We start from the raw sequence: 22,886 nt of genomic DNA on the forward strand, positions 1-22,886 counted from the left end.
CTTCATCATCATCCTAATGCCCGGCCTTCAGCATACGCGCAGCCTTGGCGGCGATGGTTGCGTCGAGCGCCTGCCAGTCGCTCAGAAATTCCATGGGAAAGCGGTAGGTGAGGCTGAGATTGTCGCCGACGAGAATGTCGCGTTCGCAGGGCGCCAGCGATTGCGCAGCACTTGGGCCGCTCAGGCAGCGGGCCACGAACGGGTCCTTGCCCCGGCGATTGCCGACCGCCAGCACCTCGTTGAAATAGCCCGATTTTTCATTGAAGCCGTAAAGCGTCGTGCCGCCCGGACCGGGCGTGCCGGGCTCGACGATCAGGGCGCTGTAGATCGGCGCGAAGCGGCCGCTCATGTCACGCGACATGACCTGTCGTTCGAACGACAGAAAAATGATGCTCTTGGCTGATCCAGTGTGGTTGAAATCGTCGCGGGCCGCCTCGCTGTAGCCGTCCATTTCGGGATAACGCAGATAGAGGTCGAGACGCGAGGCGATGCCGTCGCGCCGCGCCTGGTCGAAGCGGATGACATTGGCCGGCACGGCGATGACGTTGTTGCCGATCACCACCTCGTGGACTGTCGTGTCGTCGGTATATCCGGCCATGGCGATCGAGCGGCCCAACCATTTGCCGCCAAGGCTGATCGTCATCGAAAGCACCACCAGCGCCGCGAACACGTAGAACACCCGCTTCATCAGCCTGGAATCGACGACGGTGAGTTGCGGACCGTTGGCGGTGGCTGCCTGCTTCATCGCGATCCCCGATTATCGGCAGCGTGTCTCAATGTGTCTGTTCCCTTGGGCTGTCCTTGAGCGACCCATGTGCGTGGCACGGCTCTTGCGGCACGCCTGTCGAAACACGACTGTGCGATTTCATGGTAAACGGAAGGTGAAGATGGGTCCGGTTGGACACACACTCGTTGCTTTTAGTGTTGCCTGACGGCGCTGATCTCTTGCGGTTGCACGGCGACGATCTTTGGCGTTGGGCGTCGTGCTGATCGACATTGCATCCCAGGTAGGCACTCTCCTAGGGTCGACCGATCTTTCACCCTGAGACGATTCGGAGGAGAAAAATGCCGCTCTATGCGATCGATGGAAAAGCCCCCGGTTTCGAGGACGCCGACAGCAACTGGATCGCGCCCGACGCTACCCTGATCGGCGACATACAGATCGGCCGCAACGCGGGCTTCTGGTTCGGTGTCGTCATCCGCGGCGACGACGAGCCGATCATCATCGGCGCCGATACCAATGTGCAGGAACACACGGTCATGCATACCGATGTCGGCTTTCCCCTGACCATCGGGCAAGGCTGCACGATCGGCCATCGCGCCTTGCTGCATGGCTGCACGATCGGCGACAACAGCCTGATCGGCATGGGCGCCATCGTGCTGAACGGCGCGAAGATCGGCAGGAATTCGCTGGTCGGCGCCGGCGCCCTGGTCACCGAAGGCAAGGAATTCCCCGACAATTCGCTGATCATCGGCTCGCCCGCCCGTTTGGTGCGAACACTGGACGATGCCGCGGTGGCAAGCCTGCGCGCTTCGGCCGCCCACTACGTCGCCAACGGCAAGCGCTTCAAGGCGGGGCTGACGAAGACCTGAGGCCAGCTTTGGCAAATCTTCGGCTATAGGTTCACCGGCATCGTCGCCCAACTCACCGTCCATTGGAGCCGCGCCTGGTCATTGCATCGCGCAGCAACGAAGCGCCGGCTTCAAAGCCGGCATTGTCGGCGTCCTCGAGGGCTGTCGTATAGTCGTCGATGCGGGTTTCGAGCGATGGGTCGGCGCCCGCCGCCAACAGCAGGCGGATGGCATCGACGCTACGGATGGCAACCGCATAGTGAAGCGGCGTCCAGTCGTTTACGCCCCGCATGTTCAGGTCTGCGCCCCCATCGATCAGGGTTCGGACTATTTCCAGCCTGTCAGCCCGGTCGGCGGAGAGTGCCGCAATGATTGCCGGAAAACCGCCGTGGTGGTGATAGTTCGGGTCCGAGCCCGCATCCAGTAATATCGAGATGAAAGCGGCGGGGCTCCAATAGATCGCATACTCCAGTGGATGCCCAAGGCCGAGTTCAAAGGGCATTGCTCGTCGAACCAGCCGGGTGAGCCGCCGAGAGCCACACCGAGGCCCTCGAAGTCGCCCGCCTTGAACGCGTCGTCGATGGCCTCGAACAGGCGGTGGCGCTCGCATCGATCTTTCGGGATTTCCAACATCGCAGCGATCCGGAGGTTGAATTGGCCGCCATATTGCTCCCATCCGCCGCTGCCTGAAAGCCTCATGGCGGCTGCGATTGGAGAGCAGGTCGATAGCTTTGCGCAGCCGTACGCCGGACTTATCGCATCGACATCAAGTTCGTGATCAGACCTGCCTTGATGTCGAGTGCGGGTCGATGGGCCTCCGGATGACCGATGTCGTCCAGCTGATCGGGCGTCAAGTCGGCTAGTGCCATGCGTCTTGCGACGGTCCGTCGCCATCCCCTGAAGGCGGCGATCATTAGTGCTATGCTTTTCCTGCCAGATCCAAACAGGCGTTTTTTCGACGCGTTGCGGCCGGTGCGAGTTTCCGTATGAGCCATTTCTAGTCTCCCATTCGATGTTTGTGAGTGGGAGCGTGCCACGCGAGTGTTTTCGGGCTGTTCGGCTGTGCGTGAAAAAAACGGAAAAGCCCGACGAGCTGCCGTTAAATCGGTGTTAAATCCATCTGCCGGAATGCTATTCTGCCGCGGCGGTCGAAGTCTGGAGACGGATCTGTGCGCATCAGGTTGCTGGGCGGCCTCGAGATTACCTCCCCGGAGCGCCGGCCCGTCCGCTTCGCCACGCGCAAGACTTCGCTGCTTTTTGCTGCCTTGGTGCTGGCGGGCCGCCGCGGCCATCGTCGCGAGCAGCTTTCCGAAGCCTTTTGGCCGGGACGAAGCAATGGCCAGGCCCGCAATAGTTTGCGGCAAGCGCTGGTCGACATCCGGCGCTCGTTCCCGACCAGCAAGGATGCCATTGTCTACATCGATGGGGATCAGGAAGCCATCGCGCTGATTGCCGGTCCTGATGACGCGGACATTTCGATCTTCGACCGGAAACTGGAGCAGGGCGGGGCGGCCGATCTGGCCTTCGCCGCCGACCTCTACCGCGGTGGGCTGCTTGCGGGGGAAGCCATTCCTGAGGAACTGGCTGAGTGGTTTGGACCCTATCTGGACAGGTATCAGCGCAAGGCCCTGCAGTTGGTCGATCGGCTGAGCCTCGCGCTGCCGATACCCGGCTCAGCGGAAGAGACGGCCTGCGAAGGGCTGGCAGAGAGATTGCTTGCCTCAGATCCGACCGCGGAGGCCGCCCATCGGGCGCTGATCCGGATCCACGCTCATCGCGGTCACGAAAACGCCGCCTTGCGCCAGTTCGAGCTTTGTCGGACTGCCCTGAAAAAGCAGCTGGATGCGGAGCCGGAGGCGCAGACAAGCTCACTGGCGGCTTCTCTGCAATCCCGCGAACGAATTGGATATCAGCGGCCCGGGCCGAGCTCTGGCGTCGTGTCGCTGCCGCAGGGCCTGTCAGTCCCAGCGAGACACGACGATCGACCGTCGGTGGCAGTGTTGCCGTTTCAAAATCTGAGCGGTGATATGGAGCAGGAATACTTTGCCGACGGTATGGTGGAAGACATCGTCACCGCCCTGGCTCACTTTCGTCACCTGTTCGTAGTCGCACGGAATTCGAGTTTTACCTACAAGGGACGCTCGATAGACATAAAGCAGGTCGGGCGTGAACTGGGCGTGCGCTATGTGGTCGAGGGAAGTGTGCGGAAAGCGGGTGAGCGCCTGCGCATCACCGGACAACTCCTCGACGCTTCGAGCGGCCTCCACCTGTGGGCTGACCGTTTTGAAGGTACTCTAGCCGAGGTTTTTGATTTTCAGGACCAGATCGCCTCGAGCATCGTCGGCGCGATCACCCCAAAGGTCGAGGAGGCGGAAATTGAGCGCGCCAAGCGCAAGCCGACTGAGGACCTCGACGCCTACGACTATTATCTGCGCGGGTTGGCGTCCCACGACCGAGCAGTCAACACCAAGGAAACCATGGATGACGCTCTGCGGTTCTTCATGAAGGCGATCGGCTGTGACCCGGTGTTCGCTGCCGCCTATGCCCGGGCGGCGCGCTGCTATGCGGCGCGAAAGAGCAACCGCTGGATGATCGATCGCTTTGAAGAGACTGCCGAGGCGACCCGACTGGCAAAGAGAGCCATCGAACTTGGATGGGACGATGCAATTGCCCTTTCGTACGGCGGATACGTGCTCGGCTATGTAGGCGGCGATGTGGAGGAAAGCGCGGCGTGCATCGAACGCGCGCTTGGCCTGAACCCGAACTTGGCTGCGGCGTGGGGTTACAGCGCGTGGGTTCAAGCGTGCTTAGGTGAGCCGGAGAAAGCCGTCGAGCGCGCCGCGCAGGCAATGCGCCTCAGTCCGTTCGATCCTCGCTTTTTTGTTTGGGAATTTTGCACCGCGCTCGCTCACTTTTGTGCCGGGCGCTACAACGATGCTGCTGAGTGGGCGAAAAGGTCTTTGCGTTCGCAACCAAACTACGCGAGCGCGGCGCGTGTGGCGACGGCAAGCTACGTCTTGGCCGGTCGGCTTTCGGAAGCCGAGAAGATGATGGCTCGCCTGCGCGAACTCGACCCTACGTTGCGGCTTTCGAATCTCGCTGAGGTGCTGCCGCCGTTTTATCGACCGGACGATCGCAGCAGATATATCGAAGGCCTTCGCAAAGCGGGCCTGCCGGCCTAACGCCGTGTCAGCGCCAAGCGAGGCAAACGGCTTGGCACCAGATGGCCGACGTACTGCCGATGGATGCTAACTATAAGGTGACGGTTGACCGTGGAGGCCTGTGACCTAGCTTAAAGCTTAGCCGGACCGTCCAGAGCCGGAAATGGTGGGATGGTGCGCTACCGTGGGAGAACTCTCGGGACGTTGAGATGCAGAGGTGCAAGTCGGCTTTTCAGAGCCTGTGCGCCCTTGGTGGCCGACAATCGGCGGCCACGGCCTGTCAAGTTTCGTTTCAAACAAAAGTCATCTGCGCCGGCACGCCTATCAACGCGCGACCGCCGCTCCGCCATGCAACAACAATTCGAGCACTGGAGGGACCTCGAAGCAAGTGACAGCTTCGAACGCGACCAAAGACTTTAGCCAGCACCAAGGCGAGGGGCCAACAACGCTTCACGATCTTAAGATTACACCCAAAACCGCACAGGCACGGCAATGCCAAATCATCTTGCCGAAATTTACGCAAACAGCGCAGATCTCGCCGTCCTGGGCGGGATAGCAGCATTTGCCTCGATGGGCCTATATCTTGTGCTAAGGCGTATCCTTATCGGGGTGCAACGGCGTCGCCTCAAATCAGATGTGAGCGAACGCGGATCTGACCTCCCCGAGGAGGAGGAGGTTTCTTGGGATTGGGAAAGCCCGGTCGACCTTGCAACCGAGCCTGCTTCTTCTTCTCAGGTTGCCGTGCCCTCAGACACGGCAGACCTGGGTATTCGGCGTCAGGATGCCAATAGCCTTCGGTTCGGGGTGCAAATCGAGTATTTCGACGTGATCTCCGAAGCTTGCGAGAGTTCGTCTGTGACCCAGACCAACGCTTTCGCTTCCGCGACGAACATAGCGCAACCCGGCCGACTTGCGACATCGATCAGGGAAATCGCTGGCTATGTCCATAGGCAGGTGGCGGCTGATCTTGCCGCCCTAACTAGTCCAGTCAGGGCCCTGAGCCGTATGCCGACACAACTCGCCCTCGCGAAGGATCCTGACCCCACCACAGCGATGGCCTCACGTCCTCGGGTTCGCAGGCCGGTCGGTCTTGTGCCCCGCTTTGGCGTCGCCGCAATCTGTCTGGCCGTGCCGCTTAGCTATGCGATGACGAGACAAAACTGGGTCGAAAGCGCCCCCGCCATTTCGCGGGTCCAGGGCAACGCCAATCCTTCGCGACCCATCGAGCTTCCGGCGAGTGCTGCATTAGATGTGCGTGGGCCAGCCCAGGGAGACGAGCGCACGAGTGTCGAATTGCTCAGCCCGGATCTCACGGCTGCCCGGGCGCAAGTCGGAGCAGCTGGTGCTCAGGCAGCCGCAGCGAAGGAATTGGACGGCCAGGAGCGCCGGGCGGCGGAAGGTGAGCGCGCCAGGAGCGCCGCTCTGCAGCGAGCGCTGCTCGAATCGCGCAAGGAGATCGACGCGCTGAGGACAAGCATGGCAGCCGCTGCCAACGTACGCCAGGAGCAATTGCGCAACGAGCTCGCGGCAGCCCGTACAGCTGACGCATTGCGGCGCCTTGCGGGAGATGCCCGCACGATGCTGAGCGAGGCCACCAACTATGTCTTTACGGAGATGCCCGCTGCTCACCTGGAGCGTCAGCGAGCCGAATGGGTGGCGCGCGATCTATCGCGAGCGCAGGCGCAAATTGAGCGGCTTGAGACCGAGGCCGCCGAGGATCGCGCCAAGGCCAAGGCTTCGCTGGCGCAAGCGAGCGGAATGCTCGATGACGACCGCCGAAAGTCAGACGAACTTCGTGGCGAGCTCTCCAAAGTGAAACTGTCCAATGCTGCGCTCATGGAGCGCGCGGACGCGGCTGAGCAGGAATTGACCGGTGCCGTCACAGCGAGAGAACGAGTGGAGCAGACGGCAGCCGAGACGGAGCGGGCGCTGGCGCGACAACAGGCGGCAGCAGCGTCGACGCGTGAGGAGCTGAAAAAAGCTCGCCTCGAGCGCGACGCGGCTGAACAGGAACGAGCCAGGGCAGTCTCAGCGAGAAAGCGTGCCGAGCAGACTGCAACCGAGACATCGCAGGCTCTGGCAAGAGAACGCGCTGCAGCAGTCTCGACGGGGGAGGAGCTGAAAAAAACTCGCATCGAGCGCGACGCGGCTGAACAGGAACGAGCCAGAGCAGTCGCAGCGAGAGAACGAGTGGAGCAGACTGCAACCGAGACGGCGCATGCTCTGGCACGAGAACGCGCTGCGGCAGTTTCGACCCATGAGGACCTCGATAAAGCTCGCCTCGAGCGCGACGCCGCCCGAGCACTTTTGCTACAGGTCGCTAAGCTGAAGGAGGCTTTGGACAAGCAACGTGACGTCACTGTTTCTCTTTCCCGCGACCTGGCCGCCGCGCGCGCGGACAATGACAGGCTCAGGGCTGAGCGTCGCAGCGCCAAGATTGAGCCGCCGCTGAAGCGGCGCGCTGGCCGCGCAGCCGCCGCTGCCGGCGGGGTGAAGGCTGTCAGCCAGAAGATTGCACGCAGCAAGGCTCGCGACCCGGCGCGGATTGCGGGGGTGCGTTCTCTCACACTTCCCTATCCCCTCAGGCCAAGACAGGCGACATTGGAGTGACTTCCAAGACGACTGCGCGGTCCTCCTGTTGAAGGCCCAAGCTCTTTGAGATCATTGCGACACGTGTGTATTGCGAGAGTAGACTAGGATGAATCGAATCACACCATTCGAATTCATTCTGCTCTCGTCGGCGAGTAGTTCTGCGCGATACGCTATGTCAGCCCGATCACACTGCCTGTAGCATTCAATTCGCATTTGATCGGCGCCTGCCGCGTCTCCACGTTGCCTTGCCGTCCATAGTCGATGCTGACCTCGACGGGAGCTGAGATCGTATCCGGGCTCAACCGAAGTATGGAACCTGCGCTGCTGACGCGCACACTGGTCGCGCCAAACGGGGCGGCGGCCGACTCGATCGCATCACGGCAGGCGCGAACGACTTCATCCGGGACGCCCGGCAGCGCCTTGATTGGACTGACCGTTGCTGGACTGTCGACGTCACCAGGAGGCTGAAGGCTGGACGGAAGGTCGAGCGACCGTCCACTTGCGGACCGGGCGACACTGACGGCAGTGGCGGCCGTGGTTGCCGCAACTGCCGCCGTTGCAGTGGTGCTGGTCCCATCGTCATCCACCGGTGACCTGCTGCTGGAGCCGCTGGGTCCTTTGTGCGCGCCGTCTTTGCGGCCTTCACCGTGGTGGCTGGCAGCGCTATTGCCTCCGCCACCCTGGCTGGCAGCGCTATTGCCTCCGCCACCATGGTTGCCACCGCTTTTGCCTCCGCCGCGCTCGCCGCCGGCGGTAGCTCCCGCGCAAGCTACCGCGATCGAGCAAACGAATACGAAATATGCCCAGCTGGATTCAGAGGATTGACGCACGACCACCTCCATAAAGTGCGTCGGTCGAACCGTCTTTCCGCGCCATGCAGTCAGAAAGGCGCAACCGCCGCCGCCCCCAGGCAAACCTCGCGACTAACCGCCCACGGAGGGTAACTAGGGGATCAATCCGGTGTATCAAGGACGCTGTACGCGGTACGTGCGTCGTCCCGGCTACCGGCGGGCGGGGAGGCCACGATCTGACCACGTCGCTGACATTCTGAGGTGCAGCGTTAGAGAACTGCAAGCGTCTCTACAACTAGCCGACTCGCCTTTTGATGAGATGGTCTGCGAGGCCGGCCGCCTCATCGGCGATTGCCGGTATTGTCCCCCGATTTCCGCGTCGATCCGGAAAACGAGGCCGGCAAATAGAGGCCCGGAAGAATGCCCACATTCGTGTGCACGCCCGCCTCTCTGTCGCAGGAAGTCTGGCTTGGGCTTGGCGCCCAGGCCGGCGAGGCGAGGTTGCGCAAGGTGGTGACCGGCGGTGGCTTCAAGCGCTTCCGTCGCGCCGCCGAGACGCCGTTCAACATGGTGCTGGAGGCTCGCCCCTAATGCGAAACAACGACCTAAAGCGCGTCGCATGAGGCCGCTCAAACGCGACGCGCTTTAGAGTGCGGACGCTATCTGGCGCGGCCGTCGCAAATGCATGTCGCGCAAAAACGCGCGGCGCTTCCGGGACAGCGTGCCGCTTCAAAAAAGTGGAGCCGGCCCGGGGACGGGGCCGGCTCCTAAACCCGGTCGTTGGGGACGGGGAGTGGGGCTCGACCGGGTTTTTGCGTCGCGTCCTTAGCGGACGCTGGCAACCGCGCCGGAGCGGCCGTCGTTGATCGTTACCCAGGCGCCCGAATTCTGGCTCGATTGGCGCTTCAGATAGGTGTAGTCGGTGTTGGTCCAGGACAGCACCCTGGTTTCGAGATTGTCGAGGATGAACTCTCCGAGGCTGGTGCGCACGGTCAGCACCGCGTGGCCGTCTCCGTTCGGCTGGCGCGCAACCGTCATCAGCAGGTCGCCGGCCGGAACGCCGATGTTCATCAACGCGCGGCGCTTTTCCAGCGCATAATCCTCGCAGTCGCCGAATTCGCTGTTGGAATAGGACCAGACCTCTTCCTTGCCCCACAGTTCCATATCGGTGCGCGGCGCGATCCTGCTGTTGACCGAATTGTTGATGCTGACGATCTTCGCCCACAGCTTGCGGGTCAGCTCGATCGGCGCCTGCTTCGGCGTCCGCTGACTGCATTCCTGCGGGATCTTCTGGCAGAACTCGTAATGGCCGACCGGCTGTGTGGTGCGGCTGCCGGTGTGCATGAAGGCAGGTCCCGCTGCATACGCTGTCCCCCAGGCGGTAAGCTGCGTCGCCATTGCCAAGAGCAACAGCTTGCCCCTCGTCTTCTTCATCGTCCAGTCTCCCCGTTTGAGGAGACAATGACACGATTGGATTTATTCGACGCAAAGGCTCGAAGTAGACATTAAGTAAAACGCCCATAGAATAAACATAAAATTTGAATCATTTCAGTATAAAATTGTTGAGGTGGTTTTCGCCGGGATCACATCGGCGCGGCGCGGGCGCCTTGGCGCGGCATCGGTGGCAGGCTGCGTTGACCGGCGTTCCAACAAAAAACCGGCCGAAATGGGCCGGTCGATTGCGGGAATGTGCGCTGTTTGTCAGGTGCCGGATGCGTTGAATTCGGAATCGAGCGTTTCCGGCCGCTGGATGACCGCGAACTCGATGGCGATGCCGTCCTCGAAATGGCGCACCACCTGGCCGCGCATGGTGCCCAGCATGACCTGGATGCCGATTGCCGGCTTGACGTCGATCTCGACCGCGGCGCCCGAAAGCGACAGGTCGATGATGCGGCACTGGTACTGGCGCCCGTCGCCGAGCTGAAGCACGCTGGTCGGATTGCGCGGCGCCACGCGTTCGTGGCGGCGGTCTTCCGGCAGATCGAGCTCGTGCTTGTTGGCAAGCCAGGTCAATTGCGCTGCAAGCTTGTCCTTCTTGCGTTCCGACGCGATGACCGTCATCGCGAAACCGTCCTGCAGGATGCGGGTGACGACGCCTTCGATGCGGCCGATGTGATCGATATAGGCGATGACTTTCTCGCCCGGCATGCCGATGCGCTCGGTGCGAAGCGCTACATTGCCCGGCGACATGTCGACCACCTGGCACGGATGTTCGGTGCGATCCTCCAGCATGAAGCGTCCATAGATCTTCACGCGGACGCGCTGAAAGTTGCGCCTTTCAGCTTGGGACGGCGCGGTGTCGACCGCCGCTGACCTCATGACTGCCTACACCCTGTTTGGCATTCCGCGCGTTGATGCGAGAAACTTCGCCGGAAAGCTACAGCGAAGCGGGTTAACAAAGGGGAAAGCCTGACGCCGCTACTTTAGGATTTTGGATTATTCCCCGCGCCCGCCGTCGAATACGACCAGATGACGGATGCGGCGTGCCTGGCCGAGCGCCGAAATCGTCTGGGACGGATCGAGTTCCGACGGGACAAGCGAGGGAACATCGATGGCCGGCCGGTTCTTGAGGAATTTCGGTTCCTTCTCCGGATCGACGAGACGGATCGAATCGATCAGGGCGTCGGCGATTGGATCCGCGCCCAGCCAGAAGGGTTTTTCAGCGGCGCTTATCACGCCGAGGCAGCGCGGATTGTCGACCCCGCCGTCGAGCGGCAGGGCGAGCAGCTCGAACTTGCTGGAACGGTCGGTGCGGCTGAAACCTTCATAGGTGATGAGCACGACGGATTTCTGATCGAAGACGCCCTGGATCAGTTTCGAGATAAGCCGCTGGTCCTTCTCGCGCCAAAGCGAGGGAAAGGAAAACCCCTTGAGTTCACGGCCATAGACCGCGCAAAGCCTGGTGCCGGCGAGCCGGAATACCGCTTCGCCGCGCGTATCTTTTTCCAGGATGAATGTGTCGGCCAGCAGCGACTTGATATCGGCCGGCTCGACTTCCGAACGCTTCGGGGCAGGGCGCCCGTCACGCAGCCGGTTCCAATAATGGAACAGCGTGATGGATCCGTTCTGGTTCATGTTATGCTGCTCCGCGCAATCTGTCGTCTGATGTCCCATCGGTGAACAGAAGGGCGCCCTCCGAGGACCTACATGCGTTGCGGAGCAGGATGCGTGCCAGCATCGTTAACACTTGTTCACGGGTCGGGGCCGTTAAGGTTAACAATTGGTTTACGTTGCGCTCCGCCCAGGCCCGTGGCACGTTAAAACCACTCCAGAAGCGGTCGTTTCGCAGCGATCGGCAGCATTTCAGTCAAGAGTTTGGGGGAGCATGGGGGCTCGACCAGCCGTTCAAGGGCAACCTTGGACGGCTTCTTTTTGATTCGCGCCAATTTTGATTCGCGCCGTTTTGATTTGCGTGGGGCGATTCGCCCCTTTGTGAATCGGGTGACCGTGATCTACATGCTCGCGAAGTCGAAACCAGCGACTGAGTGCGAGCCATATGAGCGAACCAGCAAGCCCCTCGGAAATCGAACAGGGCGAGGGCGGACCTGTCGGCCATGAGCCGGAGCCGCGCCGCGAGCCGGTGTTCAACATGCCGCCCGTTGTGCTGGCGGTGATCGGCATCTGCGTCGTCCTCTATCTCATGCAGGAGTACGTGCTTAGCCAAAGCCAGCTGCTGACATTGTTGTACGATGCGGCCTTCATTCCAGTTCTTTATACTGGCCAATATGGCTTCGACTGGTTCCTGTTTTCCCGGCCCTTCACCTATGCCTTCCTGCATGGTGGCTTTGCTCATCTGGCCGTCAACATGGTGTGGCTGGCGGCTTTCGGCTCACCACTGGCGAACCGCTTCGGCGCGCTTCGTTTCAGCCTGTTCTTCGCCGCGACGGGGCTGGCGGCGGTGGTGCTGTTCTGGGCCGTGCATCCGCTCGGCGAGGCGCCGCTGGTCGGCGCGTCGGGGGCGATTTCCGGCATGATGGGGGCCGCCGCGCGCTTCGGCTTCCGCACCGACCGCTCGTCCGGCAAAGCCGCCTTCGCCGGCGCGCCGCTGCCGATGGCGGCGGTGTTCCGCTCGCGCGGCGTTGTGACTTTTCTTGCCATCTGGATGGTGATCAATCTCGCCACCGGCCTCGTTGCCTTCGCGCCCGGCATCGACAGCCAGATCGCCTGGGAGGCTCATATTGGCGGTTTCGTCGCCGGCTTCTTCGGCCTGCGGGCTTTTGATCGGCGGCAGCAGGCGGGCGAGTTCAGGGCCTGAGCCTCGCCGCACTTGAAAACCAATCGATCGCGGCGCACGATGTCTGGCACTAGGGAAAGCCGGTCAGGGCAGGAACCGGCAAGGTAAACTGAGGAGGACGCCATGACTGTTAAGGCAATTCTCGAGCAGAAGGGCCACGACGTGTTGACGCTCGGGCCGAACGAAAAACTGAGCGAGGCCATTCGCATCCTGGCCGAGCACAGGATCGGTGCGCTGGTCATCACCAATGGTGATCACAAGATCGTCGGCATCCTTTCCGAGCGCGACGTCGTGCGGGTCCTCGCCCGGGAAGGGGCCGCCGCATTGGATATCGCGGTGCGTTCGGCGATGACCCCCAAGGTGAAGATCTGCAATGAGAACCACACCGTCAACGAGGTCATGGAGATCATGACCAGTGGCCGTTTCCGCCATCTGCCGGTGGAAAAGGACGGCCTGCTCGACGGCATCGTGTCGATCGGCGACGTGGTCAAGCGGCGCATCGAGGATGTCGAGCGCGAGGCCGCGGAGATCAGGGCCTATATCGCGACGGCGTGAGATCGCCAGCAAGTTTTGTCGAAGTCGGCGCCGCCCCTCATCGCCCTGCCGGGCACTTCTCCCCGTATAGTGACGGGGGAGAAGGGGCCGGCCGCAGCCTTGGCGGCTTTTCTTGCTACAATGGAGATTGGCGAAATCGTTGATGCGGGCGCCCCTCTCCCCGTCACTACACGGGGAGAGGATGCCGGCAGGCAGGTGAGGGGCAGCGCAAACGTTTCCAATAACGGTTGCCCCTACCAGCCTGCGGCTTCACGCTTGTCTCCTTTTGCGGTTTGCATTAGCGGATGACTTCACTTTAAACGTCGAATTCACGTGAATTCCGTCACCGATAACGCGCAGGCCACCATGACCCTCATCGACACCCGCACACCCGACGCCAAGCGCCTGATATCAGGCGCCACCGGCGACTGGGAGATCATCATCGGCCTCGAGGTCCATGCGCAGGTGACCTCGCAAGCAAAACTGTTCTCCGGCGCCTCGACGGCTTTCGGTGCGCCGCCCAACGCCAATGTCAGCCTCGTCGATGCGGCGATGCCGGGCATGCTGCCGGTCATCAACGAGGAATGCGTCAAGCAGGCGATCCGCACCGGCCTCGGGCTGAAGGCCGAGATCAACCACAAATCGGTCTTCGACCGGAAAAACTATTTTTATCCCGATCTGCCGCAGGGCTATCAGATTTCACAGTTCAAGCAGCCGATCGTCGGCGAGGGCAAGGTGATCGTCTCCGTCGGGCCCGACCGGCAGGGCGAGTTCGAGGACATCGAGGTCGGCATCGAGCGCCTGCATCTGGAGCAGGATGCCGGCAAGTCGATGCACGACCAGCATGCGACGATGTCCTATGTCGACCTCAACCGCTCCGGCGTGGCGCTGATGGAGATCGTCTCCAAGCCCGACATGCGATCCGCCGACGAGGCCAAGGCCTATGTCACCAAGCTGCGCACCATCGTGCGATACCTCGGCACTTGCGACGGCAATATGGACGAAGGCTCGCTGCGCGCCGATGTCAACGTCTCGGTGCGCCGGCCCGGCGGCGAATTCGGCACGCGCTGCGAGATCAAGAACGTCAACTCGATCCGTTTCATCGGCCAGGCCATCGACTACGAGGCGCGCCGCCAGATCGCCATCCTAGAGGACGGCGGCAAGATCGACCAGGAAACGCGGCTGTTCGATCCCAACAAGGGCGAGACGCGCTCGATGCGTTCCAAGGAAGAAGCGCACGACTACCGCTATTTCCCGGATCCAGACCTTCTGCCGCTGGAATTCGACCAGGCCTATGTCGATGCGCTGGCAAAGGATCTGCCTGAACTGCCCGACGCCAAGAAGGCGCGGCTGATCTCCTCGCTCGGCCTGTCGACCTACGACGCTTCGATCCTGGTGTCGGAAAAGGCGGTCGCCGACTATTTCGAGAAGGTGGCCGCCGGTCGCGACGGCAAGCTTGCCGCCAACTGGGTCATCAACGATCTGCTCGGTGCTTTGAACCGAGCCGGCAAGGGTATTGAAAATGCTCCGGTTTCGCCCGATCAGCTCGGCGCGGTCATCGATCTGATAAAAGAGGGCACCATCTCCGGCAAGATCGCCAAGGATCTGTTCGAGATCGTCTGGAACGAAGGCGGCGATCCGCGCCAACTGGTCGAAAGCCGCGGCATGAAACAGGTCACCGACACCGGCGCCATCGAAAAGGCGGTCGACGAGGTGATATCAGCCAATCCCGACAAGGTCGAGCAGGCGCGCGCCAAGCCGAGCATGGCCGGCTGGTTCGTCGGCCAGGTGATGAAGGCGACTGGCGGCAAGGCCAACCCGCAGGCCGTCAACGACCTCGTCAAGGCCAAGCTCGGGATCGAATAGGATGATGTTCGTTCGCACCGCTGGCGAGCGCGATCTTGCCTCGGTCCGGGCGCTGCTGGTCGAAACGTGGCACGCCACCTACGACGCCATCTATGGTGCTGCCAAAGTCGCTGAGATAACAGATGAATGGCATTCCATCGCCTCGCTCAAGGCGCGGCTGACACGGCCGAACTCCGAATTCCTGGTCGCAGACGATGGCAACCGCATTGGCGGGATGGCGTTCGCCGCAGCCACCACGGATGCGAGGATCGTCATGCTGAACCAGCTCTACGTTCATCCGGCCTGCCAGAGGCAAGGGATCGGCCAGGCGCTGCTGGAAGAGGTCGAGGCCAGCTTTCCCGAAGCGCGGACGCTGCGTGTCGAAGTGGAAGAGGCAAATGCTCCCGCCGTCGCCTTCTATCGCTCGAAAGGGTTTTTGCCGGCCGGGAACACTGCTGACTGTGGCGGTGGCTCAGGGCTGCCGGCGCTGATTTTGGAAAAGGCGATCGAATAGATTTGCCTGGCCTGACAGGTCGCAGTCAGTTGCGTTTTTACGGGGCTGCGCCGGTCGGTTGCGGGCTGAATTGCGGAATCGCGGTCCGCAAAAAACACGCCCGAAGGTCGAAATTCACCAGTGGCTAACGCTGGGGCAAAAAAGCATGGTGCGACGCACAAAAATATTGCAATGCACTGCAGATGCCGTAACGTCAGGTTCTAGATGAACGAGACGGCCTTTCTACAAAGGTCGCCCACCGCAAAGGATGGAAACTATGACCAAGACCGCTGATAAAACTGCTGAAAACGTTGAGAATGCAGAAGTCCGGACCGAGGTAACCGATCAGTTCCGCGCCGTCGCCGAAAAGGGCGTCGAGCAATCGAAAGAAGCCTTATCGAAATTGGCGACCGGCGCCGAGGCGACCCAGAAGGCTCTTGAGTCATCCTTCGAAACAGCCAAGACCGCCAGCAATGAGCTGTCGCTGAAGACGATCGCCGCTTTGCGCGCAAATGTTGAGGCCAGCTTTTCTCACCTCGAAGCCCTGGTTGCCGTGAAATCGCCCTCCGAGTTCGTCGAACTGCAGACAGACTTCTTGCGCAAGCAGGTGGAAAAGACCGTCGAGCAGAGCAAGGAGCTTCAGGCGGCGGCGACGAAAGCCGCCGAAGACGTATCCAAGCCGATCAAGGATGTCTACGAGAAGGCGATGAAGGATCTCAAGGTCGCCTGATTGGCCTAAGGCATGTCGCGCAAAAAGCACGCCCTCGGGCTTGAACCGAGGGTGCGAAGCGGTTTTGCAATAACGACATGCATCAAAGCAACAACTTGAAGCGCGTCGCATGAATCCATCCAAACGGCACGCGCTTCAGGCGGAGGGAACTTCCACATTGTCGATCAGCCGGGTCTTGCCCAGCCAGGCGGCTGCGAGCAGGCGTCCGTCGCGGTTTGGCCGCCACGGGGCGAGCGTCAGGCTCTCGCGCGCCGCGACATAGTCGACTTTGTCGAAGCCGGCCTCGACCAGCGCGCGGCTGGCCTCGGCGGTCGCACTGCCTTCATCCGCGCCTGCCGCGAGTGCCGCCGCCGTTCGGCGCAAGATGGCGTTGAGCTGGCGCGCCACCGCGAGCTCGGTTTCGCCGAGATAGGCGTTGCGTGACGACATGGCGAGCCCATGCGCGTCGCGTATTGTTGGCGCGCCGATGATGTCCACCGGCAGATCAAGATCGCTGCAGAGCTGCCTGACGACGCAAAGCTGCTGATAATCCTTTTCGCCAAAGACCGCGCAGTCGGGCGACGCCTGCAGGAAGAGCTTTGCCACGACGGTTGCGACGCCGTCGAAGAAGGTCGGCCGGAAATCCGATTCCAGCCCGGCGGCTGGCCCGCCGACCGAGATCTTGGTGGCGAAGCCGGCCGGGTACATCTGCGCCACACCAGGGGTGAAGGCAAGTTGTGCGCCGGCCTCGGCCAGCCGAGCGAGGTCGCGGCCGAGCTGGCGCGGATATTTGTCGAGGTCTTCGCTCGGCGCGAACTGGGTTGGGTTGACGAAGATCGAGACAACGCAGCGATCGGCCTTCTCCAGCGCGATCCTGATCAGCGAGATATGGCCGTCATGCAGCGCACCCATGGTCGGCACCATGGCAAGGCTAACGCCATCGCGACGCCAGTCGCGGATTTGCGCGCGAAGGGCGGCGACGCTGTCGACGACGAGAGGCCGGCTCATGCTTCGCCCCGGCTCATGCTTCGCCCCGCTCATGCTTCGCCCTTGTCGGCTGCGGCCGAAAAAACGTGGCTCGGGCCGGGGAATGTCCGGCTGCGCACCTCCGCTGCATAGCTGGCTGCCGCTTGCGATATGACGCTGCGCAGGTCGGCATATTGCTTGACGAATTTCGGCACCCGGTCGACGGTCAGGCCGACCATGTCGTCGATGACTAGGATCTGGCCGTCGCAGTCGCCGCTGGCGCCAATGCCGATGGTTGGAATGGAAATGTGCCGGGTGAGGTCGGCGGCGACGGTCTCGACGGTGCCTTCGATGACCACCGAAAACGCGCCGGCTTTTTCGACCGCTTCGGCGTCGCGATAAAGCGCAGCCACATTCTCGTCGGTCCGGCCCTTGATCCTGTAGCCGCCGTCGCTTTCCACCGATTGCGGCTGCAAGCCGATATGTCCCATGACCGGAATGCCGGCAGCGACAATCGCCGCAATCTGTCGGGCAACTGTCACGCCACCCTCCAGCTTGACGGCCTGGCAACCGGTTTCGCCGACAATCCGCCGCGCCGAGGCGACGGCTTGGCGCGCCGTTGCCTCATAGCTTCCGGCCGGCATGTCGACCACCACGCAGGCCTTGGCTGACCCTCGCATCACCGCTTGTCCGTGGGCGATCATCATCTCCAGCGAGGCGCCCAGCGTGGTCATGTGGCCATGGAGAACCATGGCCACGCTGTCGCCGACCAGAAGCAGGTCGACATGATCGTCGAGCAGGCGAGCGATGGGATAGGTATAGGCGGTGAGGCAGACGATCGGCTCGCCGCCCTTGCGCAGGCGAATGGAGCTGGCACTGATCCGCGGATCGGCGCCGGATGCGTCTGGGGCCATCATTCCCTCCCTCAACCGTCAATCAGGCTGGGTACCTGCATGCGGCGCGCTGAGCTTTAGAAAGACCAGGCAGTCTTGGCAAGGCATGCCTCGACAGGACGCGAAAGGCTTGCCACGGTGCGTCGGTTTTCCGACGGCCATTTGCACGGCTCATGCGGCAAAACCCTTGCCTTGGCGATGGCCTGACGCCATAAGCAGGAAACAGGCGCCACCGCTGCCGCCACGAGGACTTGCCGCGAGGATTTTGGATGAAGACTTTCCTTCTGCAGTTTTTCACCTGGTGGAACAGCCAGACGCTGGGCACGCGCTTTCACACCTGGCGGCATGGCAAGAAAGTCGGGCAGGACGAGGCCGGCAACGTCTACTACGAGGGTGGTGTCGATTCGGAAGGCCGCACCCGCCGCTGGGTCATCTATCGCGACTATTCGGAAGCCTCGATGATTCCGCCCGGCTGGCATGGCTGGATGCATCACCGCGTCGATGTCCCGCCGACGAGCGACAACTACAAGCCACGCGACTGGCAGAAGCCGCATCAGCCGAACCTCACCGGAAGTGCCGCGGCCTATCGCCCCAAGGGCTCCATACTCAGCAATCAGCACCGCCCGCAGGTGACCGGCGATTACGACGCCTGGACGCCGGGGTCGTAAGAGACTGTTTTGAAATTCGCTCTGGCGAGTCATATGGTGGTGGTTTCGAGAACCGGCGCGGAGCGGACATTAGAGCGCCGCGCGTCCATTGGACCCGCAAGGGACGCTCTAACACTTTGGTTGGCGCATGATCTTTTCCGGAAACCGAAATCGGTTTCCGGGGTCATGCGCTGGTCCGAAGCACCGGAAGCGCAGAAAGCGCCGTCAGATGGCCGCCAGAGTAGAGTTTCCAAACGGTCTCTAACCGCTCGCCATGGGCGGATCGATCCTTTATCGCCACAATTGGCGTTTAGCAGCTTGTCGATCTGACAGCAGCGACTAGCCTTGGGGCGCGACAGAATCACCCCGGGCGCAAACCACCGGATCCCTACATGAGCATTTTCAGCCGAATCTCGATAGGCGGACTGACGGTGGCCGCCACCGCTTTTGCGGCTTTTAGCATCGCCGCCGCTCAGACGCTTGAGGCGCCAGTGGACCCGGGGGCGCCGACGGAATTTGAGGCGCCAGTGGACCCGGGGGCGCCGACGGAATTTGAGGCGCCAGTGGACCCGGATGCGCCAATGGAACCGGATGCGACAATGGAACCGGATGCGACAGTGGCGCCGGCGGCACCAGCGGCGCCACAACGCATCACCAATCCTGTCGCCGAATTCGCCGGCATCGACAAGATCACCGGCCGCATCATCACCTTCGATGTCTATATCGACGAGACGGTGCAGTTCGGCGCTTTGCAGGTGACGCCGCGCATCTGCTATTCGCAGCCGCAAACCGAAGAGCCGAAGACCGATTCTTTCGTCGAGGTCGACGAGATCACGCTGGATCGCAAGATCCGCCGTATCTTCACCGGCTGGATGTTTGCCGAAAGCCCCGGCCTCAACGCCGTCGAGCACGCCGTCTACGACGTCTGGCTGAAGGGCTGCAAGCAGAAGTCGGAAGTGCCGGCACCCGACGCGGCCAAAACCAATTAGCCAAGCCAGTTATAATCCCTGGCGTGCGGGATCGCCTCTTCGGGATCCCTACTGACCCTTCCGGAACCGCCTTATTCTCCGTGCGTTGGTCATGGCTGGCGTTACGGAGATGTTCCCATGATGGCCAACAAGAACGAACTCCTCGATCTCGAAAAAGGGTTCTGGACCGGCGACGCTGCCTATTTCAAAGCCAATGCCGACACCAAATGCCTGGTGGCTTTCCCACAGATGGCGCAAACGATGAGCAACACCGATCTGGCCGAAACCGCGACGGACCCAAATCGCTGGCGCGATCTCGTCATCGACCTCAAGGGCATCATCGAGCCGGGCAGCGACATTGTCATTCTGACCTACGAGGCCCATGCCACGCGCGAGAATGGCGAGCCTTATGCGGCGCTGGTCAGCACCGGCTATGTCCATCGCGTCAATGGCTGGAAGATGATGTTCCACGCGCAGACGCCGCTTGAGCCTGCCGCAAAAACCTGACCAAAAACCCGACCTTTGGCTCAGATCATGGGAAAAACACCGCTTCGCCCTTCAGCGCGTCAGCCAGCATCTTTTCATACTTGCCCCTTGGCACGTCGACCGCGCCGAAGCGTTTGAGGTGCTCGGTGGTGAACTGCGTGTCGAGCAACGAAAAGCGCCGTTCCTTCAGGCGTTCGACCAGGTGCACCAGGCAGACCTTCGACGCGTCCGTTTCCCTGGCGAACATGCTTTCGCCGAAGAACACCCGGCCAAGAGACACGCCGTAGAGGCCGCCAACCAGCCGACCCTCGCGCCAGGCTTCGACCGAATGGCAATGGCCCATCCGATGCAGTTCGACATAGGCCTCGCGGATCGGCGCATTGATCCAGGTCGACCGGCGTTCCTCGCGCCTCTCGGCGCAGCCGTCGATGGTCGCCTCGAAATCAAAATCGAAACGGATATCGAACAGGTTTTTCCGGATCGCCTTCCTCAGGCTTTTGGGCGTGTGAAATCCGTCCAGCGGGATGATGCCGCGCGTCTCCGGCCGCACCCAGAACACTTCCGGATCGGTGGCGCTTTCGGCCATCGGAAAGACCCCCGAGGCGTAGGCCTTGAGCAACAGGTCGGTCGGGATGCGATAGCCTGGCGCGTAGGGACGGGTCATCGCGTCATTATATTCTATAAGTTCACGTCCTAATCCTCATCGGCCAGATATTTTTCCAGCCAGTGGATGTCATACTCGCCATTGGCGATATCGGCATTGCCGACGAGATCGCGAAACAGCGGCAGCGTCGTCTTGATGCCGTCGACGACGAATTCGTCGAGCGCCCGCCGCAGCCGCATCATGCATTCGACGCGATTGCGGCCGTGCACGATCAGCTTGCCGATCAAACTGTCGTAGTAAGGCGGGATCTTGTAGCCGGAATAGACGCCGGAATCGACACGGATGCCGAGGCCACCCGGCGTGTGGAAGTGGGTGATCGTGCCGGGCGAGGGGGTGAAGGTGCGCGGATCCTCGGCATTGATGCGGCATTCGATGGCGTGGCCCTGAAATCGGATCTCTTCCTGGCGCATGGAAAGCCCGCCGCCCGAGGCGACGCGGATCTGCTCGTGCACGAGGTCGATGCCGGTGATTGCCTCCGTCACCGGATGCTCGACCTGCAGGCGCGTGTTCATCTCGATGAAATAGAACTCGCCGTTCTCATAGAGGAATTCGATGGTGCCGGCGCCGGAGTAGCCGAGATCGGCAATCGCCTTGGCACAGACGCCGCCGATATGCGCGCGCTCCTCGGCATTGAGCGCCGGCGAGGGAGCCTCTTCCCAGACTTTCTGGTGGCGGCGCTGCAGCGAACAGTCGCGTTCGCCGAAATGCACGCCGCGGCCGGCACCGTCGCCGAACACCTGGACCTCGATGTGGCGCGGCTTTTCGAGATACTTCTCGATGTAGACGGCGTCGTCGCCGAAAGCGGCACCGGCTTCCGAGCGCGCCGTCTGCAGTGCGACCACAAGATCGGATTCGCTGCGCGCCACCTTCATGCCGCGTCCGCCGCCGCCGGCCGACGCCTTGATGATCACGGGGTAGCCGATCTCGGCGGCGATGCGTCTGGCTTCCTTTTCCTCGGTGACCGCCCCGTCGGAGCCGGGCACCACCGGAATGCCAAGGCGCTTTGCGGTGCGCTTGGCCTCGATCTTGTCGCCCATGATGCGGATGTGATCGCCGGACGGGCCGATGAACGTGATGTTGTGCGCGGCGAGGATATCGGCGAATTTGGCATTCTCCGACAGGAATCCGTAGCCCGGATGCACCGCGTCGGCGCCGGTGATCTCGCACGCCGCGACGATCTGGTGGATGTTGAGATAGCTGTCGCGCGACGGCGGTGGGCCGATGCAGACGCTCTCGTCGGCGAGCCGCACATGCATGGCGTCGGCGTCGGCGGTGGAATGCACCACCACCGTCTGGATGCCGAGCTCCTTGCAAGCGCGCAGCACCCTCAGAGCGATTTCGCCGCGATTGGCGATGAGGATTTTCTGGAACATTTTTCGGCTGTTCCCGGCTCTACTCGATCACGACGAGCGGCATGCCATATTCGACCGGCTGCGCATCCTCGAACAGTATCGCCGTCACCGTTCCGGCACGCGGCGAGGGGATCTGGTTCATCGTCTTCATCGCCTCGATGATCAGCAGCGTCTGGCCTTCCTTGACCTGTTGGCCGACTTCGATGAACGCCTTGGCGTCGGGCGATGGCGCCAGGTAGGCGGTGCCGACCATCGGCGAGGCCACTGCGTTCTTGGACACGTCGGCCGCTGCCGGGGCGGCTGCGCCAGCCGGCTGCGCTGCCGGCGGCGCATAGGCGGGCTGCGCTGCGGCGACCGCATGGACGGCCGGCGCCTGTCGCGACACGCGCACCTTCAAGTCGCCCAGCTCGACCTCGATCTCGGTGAGGTTGGTGTCGTTCAGTATGCCCGCCAGATCGCGGATAAGCTGCTGGTCAACACCATTCTTTTTTATCGACATTTTCGAGCCTTCTGTTTGTTGGCCGGTCATAGGCGTGCGGCCAGCGCCTGCAGCGCCAGTGTGTAGCCGAGCGGCCCGAACCCGCAGATCACGCCGACGGCGACCGGCGAGACCATGGAGACGTGGCGGAATGATTCCCGCGCATGGATGTTGGAAAGATGAACTTCGGCGACGGGCAATGGCGCGACGGAGCGGATGGCGTCGTGAATGGCGATCGAGGTGTGGCTGTAGGCGCCCGGATTGATGACGATGCCGACAGCCTTGTCGGCGGCTTCCTGTATCCAGTCGACGAGGTCGCCCTCATGGTTCGACTGACGGAAATCGATCTCGAGCCCAAGTGCCGCACCTGCCTGCTTGCAATCGTCGGCGATCGCGGCCAGCGTCTTGCCGCCATAGATGCCGGGCTCGCGTTTGCCGAGCGCGTTGAGGTTGGGACCGTTCAGGACGAAAACCGTTTTCAAAAATTCCGACCTTTTCCCG

23 protein-coding genes and 1 pseudogene are annotated in these 22,886 nt (G+C 61.9%); 12 read left to right on the forward strand and 12 right to left on the reverse strand.

Annotated elements, in window-relative coordinates:
- Positions 1-13: 13 nt before the first annotated feature.
- Entirely contained in the window at positions 14-745 is a 732-nt protein-coding gene (locus AC0L2V_RS05085; RefSeq protein WP_473519604.1) for a hypothetical protein, read from the reverse strand.
- 320 nt (positions 746-1,065) lie between these two features.
- On the opposite strand from AC0L2V_RS05085, the gene AC0L2V_RS05090 reads away from it, so the two are divergent.
- A complete protein-coding gene (locus AC0L2V_RS05090; RefSeq protein WP_128246578.1) occupies positions 1,066-1,593 on the forward strand; it encodes a gamma carbonic anhydrase family protein in 528 nt (175 codons plus the stop codon).
- Positions 1,594-1,645: 52 nt separating this feature from the next.
- On the opposite strand, the gene AC0L2V_RS05095 is transcribed toward AC0L2V_RS05090, so the two are convergent.
- Positions 1,646-2,074: an ankyrin repeat domain-containing protein gene (locus AC0L2V_RS05095; protein WP_473507570.1), complete on the reverse strand. Its 429-nt coding sequence runs from the start codon at positions 2,072-2,074 to the stop codon at positions 1,646-1,648.
- Positions 2,075-2,741: 667 nt separating this feature from the next.
- Here AC0L2V_RS05095 and AC0L2V_RS05100 point away from each other — a divergent pair.
- Together AC0L2V_RS05100 and AC0L2V_RS05105 are read left to right on the forward strand one after the other, a co-directional pair.
- Positions 2,742-4,754 carry a BTAD domain-containing putative transcriptional regulator gene (locus AC0L2V_RS05100; RefSeq protein WP_473507572.1) on the forward strand — a complete coding sequence of 671 codons (2,013 nt, stop codon included), beginning with the start codon at positions 2,742-2,744 and terminating at the stop codon, positions 4,752-4,754.
- Between the two features lie 471 nt (positions 4,755-5,225).
- Positions 5,226-7,343, forward strand: coding sequence for a hypothetical protein (locus AC0L2V_RS05105; RefSeq protein WP_473519605.1), 2,118 nt, complete (start codon positions 5,226-5,228; stop codon positions 7,341-7,343).
- A gap of 152 nt (positions 7,344-7,495) precedes the next feature.
- Here AC0L2V_RS05105 and AC0L2V_RS05110 read toward each other — a convergent pair whose 3' ends face one another.
- Entirely contained in the window at positions 7,496-7,912 is a 417-nt protein-coding gene (locus tag AC0L2V_RS05110) for a hypothetical protein (RefSeq protein WP_473507574.1), read from the reverse strand.
- Between the two features lie 630 nt (positions 7,913-8,542).
- On the opposite strand from AC0L2V_RS05110, the pseudogene AC0L2V_RS05115 reads away from it, so the two are divergent.
- Positions 8,543-8,707: pseudogene (locus AC0L2V_RS05115) on the forward strand (SAM-dependent methyltransferase); the annotation flags it as partial.
- Between the two features lie 234 nt (positions 8,708-8,941).
- On the opposite strand, the gene AC0L2V_RS05120 reads toward AC0L2V_RS05115, so the two are convergent.
- From AC0L2V_RS05120 to AC0L2V_RS05130, 3 genes are all read right to left on the reverse strand, one after another.
- Entirely contained in the window at positions 8,942-9,550 is a 609-nt protein-coding gene (locus AC0L2V_RS05120) for a transglutaminase-like cysteine peptidase (protein ID WP_202362905.1), read from the reverse strand.
- Positions 9,551-9,817: 267 nt separating this feature from the next.
- Entirely contained in the window at positions 9,818-10,435 is a 618-nt protein-coding gene (locus AC0L2V_RS05125; RefSeq protein WP_027154470.1) for a PilZ domain-containing protein, read from the reverse strand.
- A 117-nt stretch (positions 10,436-10,552) separates the two neighbouring features.
- A complete protein-coding gene (locus AC0L2V_RS05130) occupies positions 10,553-11,191 on the reverse strand; it encodes a PAS domain-containing protein (protein ID WP_091591271.1) in 639 nt (212 codons plus the stop codon).
- A 421-nt stretch (positions 11,192-11,612) separates the two neighbouring features.
- Here AC0L2V_RS05130 and AC0L2V_RS05135 point away from each other — a divergent pair, with 421 nt between their 5' ends.
- The 5 genes from AC0L2V_RS05135 (at position 11,613) to AC0L2V_RS05155 (ending at position 15,952) form a co-directional block, all read left to right on the forward strand.
- A complete protein-coding gene (locus AC0L2V_RS05135) occupies positions 11,613-12,371 on the forward strand; it encodes a rhomboid family intramembrane serine protease (protein WP_473507575.1) in 759 nt (252 codons plus the stop codon).
- 102 nt (positions 12,372-12,473) lie between these two features.
- The gene (locus AC0L2V_RS05140; protein ID WP_023798170.1) at positions 12,474-12,905 is read left to right on the forward strand and encodes a CBS domain-containing protein; all 432 of its coding nucleotides are present in this window, start codon (positions 12,474-12,476) and stop codon (positions 12,903-12,905) included.
- Positions 12,906-13,250: 345 nt separating this feature from the next.
- Positions 13,251-14,750: an Asp-tRNA(Asn)/Glu-tRNA(Gln) amidotransferase subunit GatB gene (gene gatB, locus AC0L2V_RS05145; RefSeq protein ID WP_023798169.1), complete on the forward strand. Its 1,500-nt coding sequence runs from the start codon at positions 13,251-13,253 to the stop codon at positions 14,748-14,750.
- A gap of 4 nt (positions 14,751-14,754) precedes the next feature.
- Entirely contained in the window at positions 14,755-15,243 is a 489-nt protein-coding gene (locus AC0L2V_RS05150) for a GNAT family N-acetyltransferase (protein ID WP_473507735.1), read from the forward strand.
- Between the two features lie 256 nt (positions 15,244-15,499).
- Entirely contained in the window at positions 15,500-15,952 is a 453-nt protein-coding gene (locus AC0L2V_RS05155) for a phasin (protein WP_473507577.1), read from the forward strand.
- A gap of 135 nt (positions 15,953-16,087) precedes the next feature.
- On the opposite strand, the gene panC is transcribed toward AC0L2V_RS05155, so the two are convergent.
- On the reverse strand, positions 16,088-16,939 hold the full coding sequence (panC, locus tag AC0L2V_RS05160; RefSeq protein ID WP_473519606.1) for a pantoate--beta-alanine ligase: 852 nt from the start codon (positions 16,937-16,939) through the stop codon (positions 16,088-16,090).
- Between the two features lie 29 nt (positions 16,940-16,968).
- Complete coding sequence (gene panB, locus AC0L2V_RS05165; RefSeq protein WP_473507579.1) at positions 16,969-17,811, reverse strand: 3-methyl-2-oxobutanoate hydroxymethyltransferase; 843 nt, start codon at positions 17,809-17,811, stop codon at positions 16,969-16,971.
- 248 nt (positions 17,812-18,059) lie between these two features.
- On the opposite strand from panB, the gene AC0L2V_RS05170 reads away from it, so the two are divergent.
- From AC0L2V_RS05170 to AC0L2V_RS05180, 3 genes are all read left to right on the forward strand, one after another.
- On the forward strand, positions 18,060-18,458 hold the full coding sequence (locus AC0L2V_RS05170) for an NADH:ubiquinone oxidoreductase subunit NDUFA12 (RefSeq protein WP_419696923.1): 399 nt from the start codon (positions 18,060-18,062) through the stop codon (positions 18,456-18,458).
- Positions 18,459-19,018: 560 nt separating this feature from the next.
- Positions 19,019-19,426, forward strand: a complete 408-nt coding sequence (locus AC0L2V_RS05175) for a DUF2155 domain-containing protein (protein ID WP_473507736.1) — start codon at positions 19,019-19,021, stop codon at positions 19,424-19,426.
- A 117-nt stretch (positions 19,427-19,543) separates the two neighbouring features.
- Positions 19,544-19,912: a hypothetical protein gene (locus AC0L2V_RS05180; RefSeq protein ID WP_473507580.1), complete on the forward strand. Its 369-nt coding sequence runs from the start codon at positions 19,544-19,546 to the stop codon at positions 19,910-19,912.
- Positions 19,913-19,937: 25 nt separating this feature from the next.
- Here the strand turns inward: AC0L2V_RS05180 and aat are convergent, their stop codons facing one another.
- The 4 genes from aat to aroQ are packed head-to-tail and all read right to left on the reverse strand — an operon-like array spanning position 19,938 to position 22,867.
- Positions 19,938-20,555: a leucyl/phenylalanyl-tRNA--protein transferase gene (aat, locus tag AC0L2V_RS05185; RefSeq protein ID WP_473507581.1), complete on the reverse strand. Its 618-nt coding sequence runs from the start codon at positions 20,553-20,555 to the stop codon at positions 19,938-19,940.
- Between the two features lie 29 nt (positions 20,556-20,584).
- Positions 20,585-21,928 carry an acetyl-CoA carboxylase biotin carboxylase subunit gene (accC, locus tag AC0L2V_RS05190; RefSeq protein ID WP_473519607.1) on the reverse strand — a complete coding sequence of 448 codons (1,344 nt, stop codon included), beginning with the start codon at positions 21,926-21,928 and terminating at the stop codon, positions 20,585-20,587.
- A 19-nt stretch (positions 21,929-21,947) separates the two neighbouring features.
- Positions 21,948-22,406 (reverse strand): acetyl-CoA carboxylase biotin carboxyl carrier protein, encoded by a 459-nt coding sequence (gene accB / locus AC0L2V_RS05195; protein ID WP_023798158.1) that lies wholly within the window; start codon positions 22,404-22,406, stop codon positions 21,948-21,950.
- A 26-nt stretch (positions 22,407-22,432) separates the two neighbouring features.
- Positions 22,433-22,867: a type II 3-dehydroquinate dehydratase gene (aroQ, locus tag AC0L2V_RS05200; RefSeq protein ID WP_031254564.1), complete on the reverse strand. Its 435-nt coding sequence runs from the start codon at positions 22,865-22,867 to the stop codon at positions 22,433-22,435.
- Positions 22,868-22,886: the final 19 nt, after the last annotated feature.

Source organism: Mesorhizobium sp. WSM4814, from assembly GCF_055811595.1.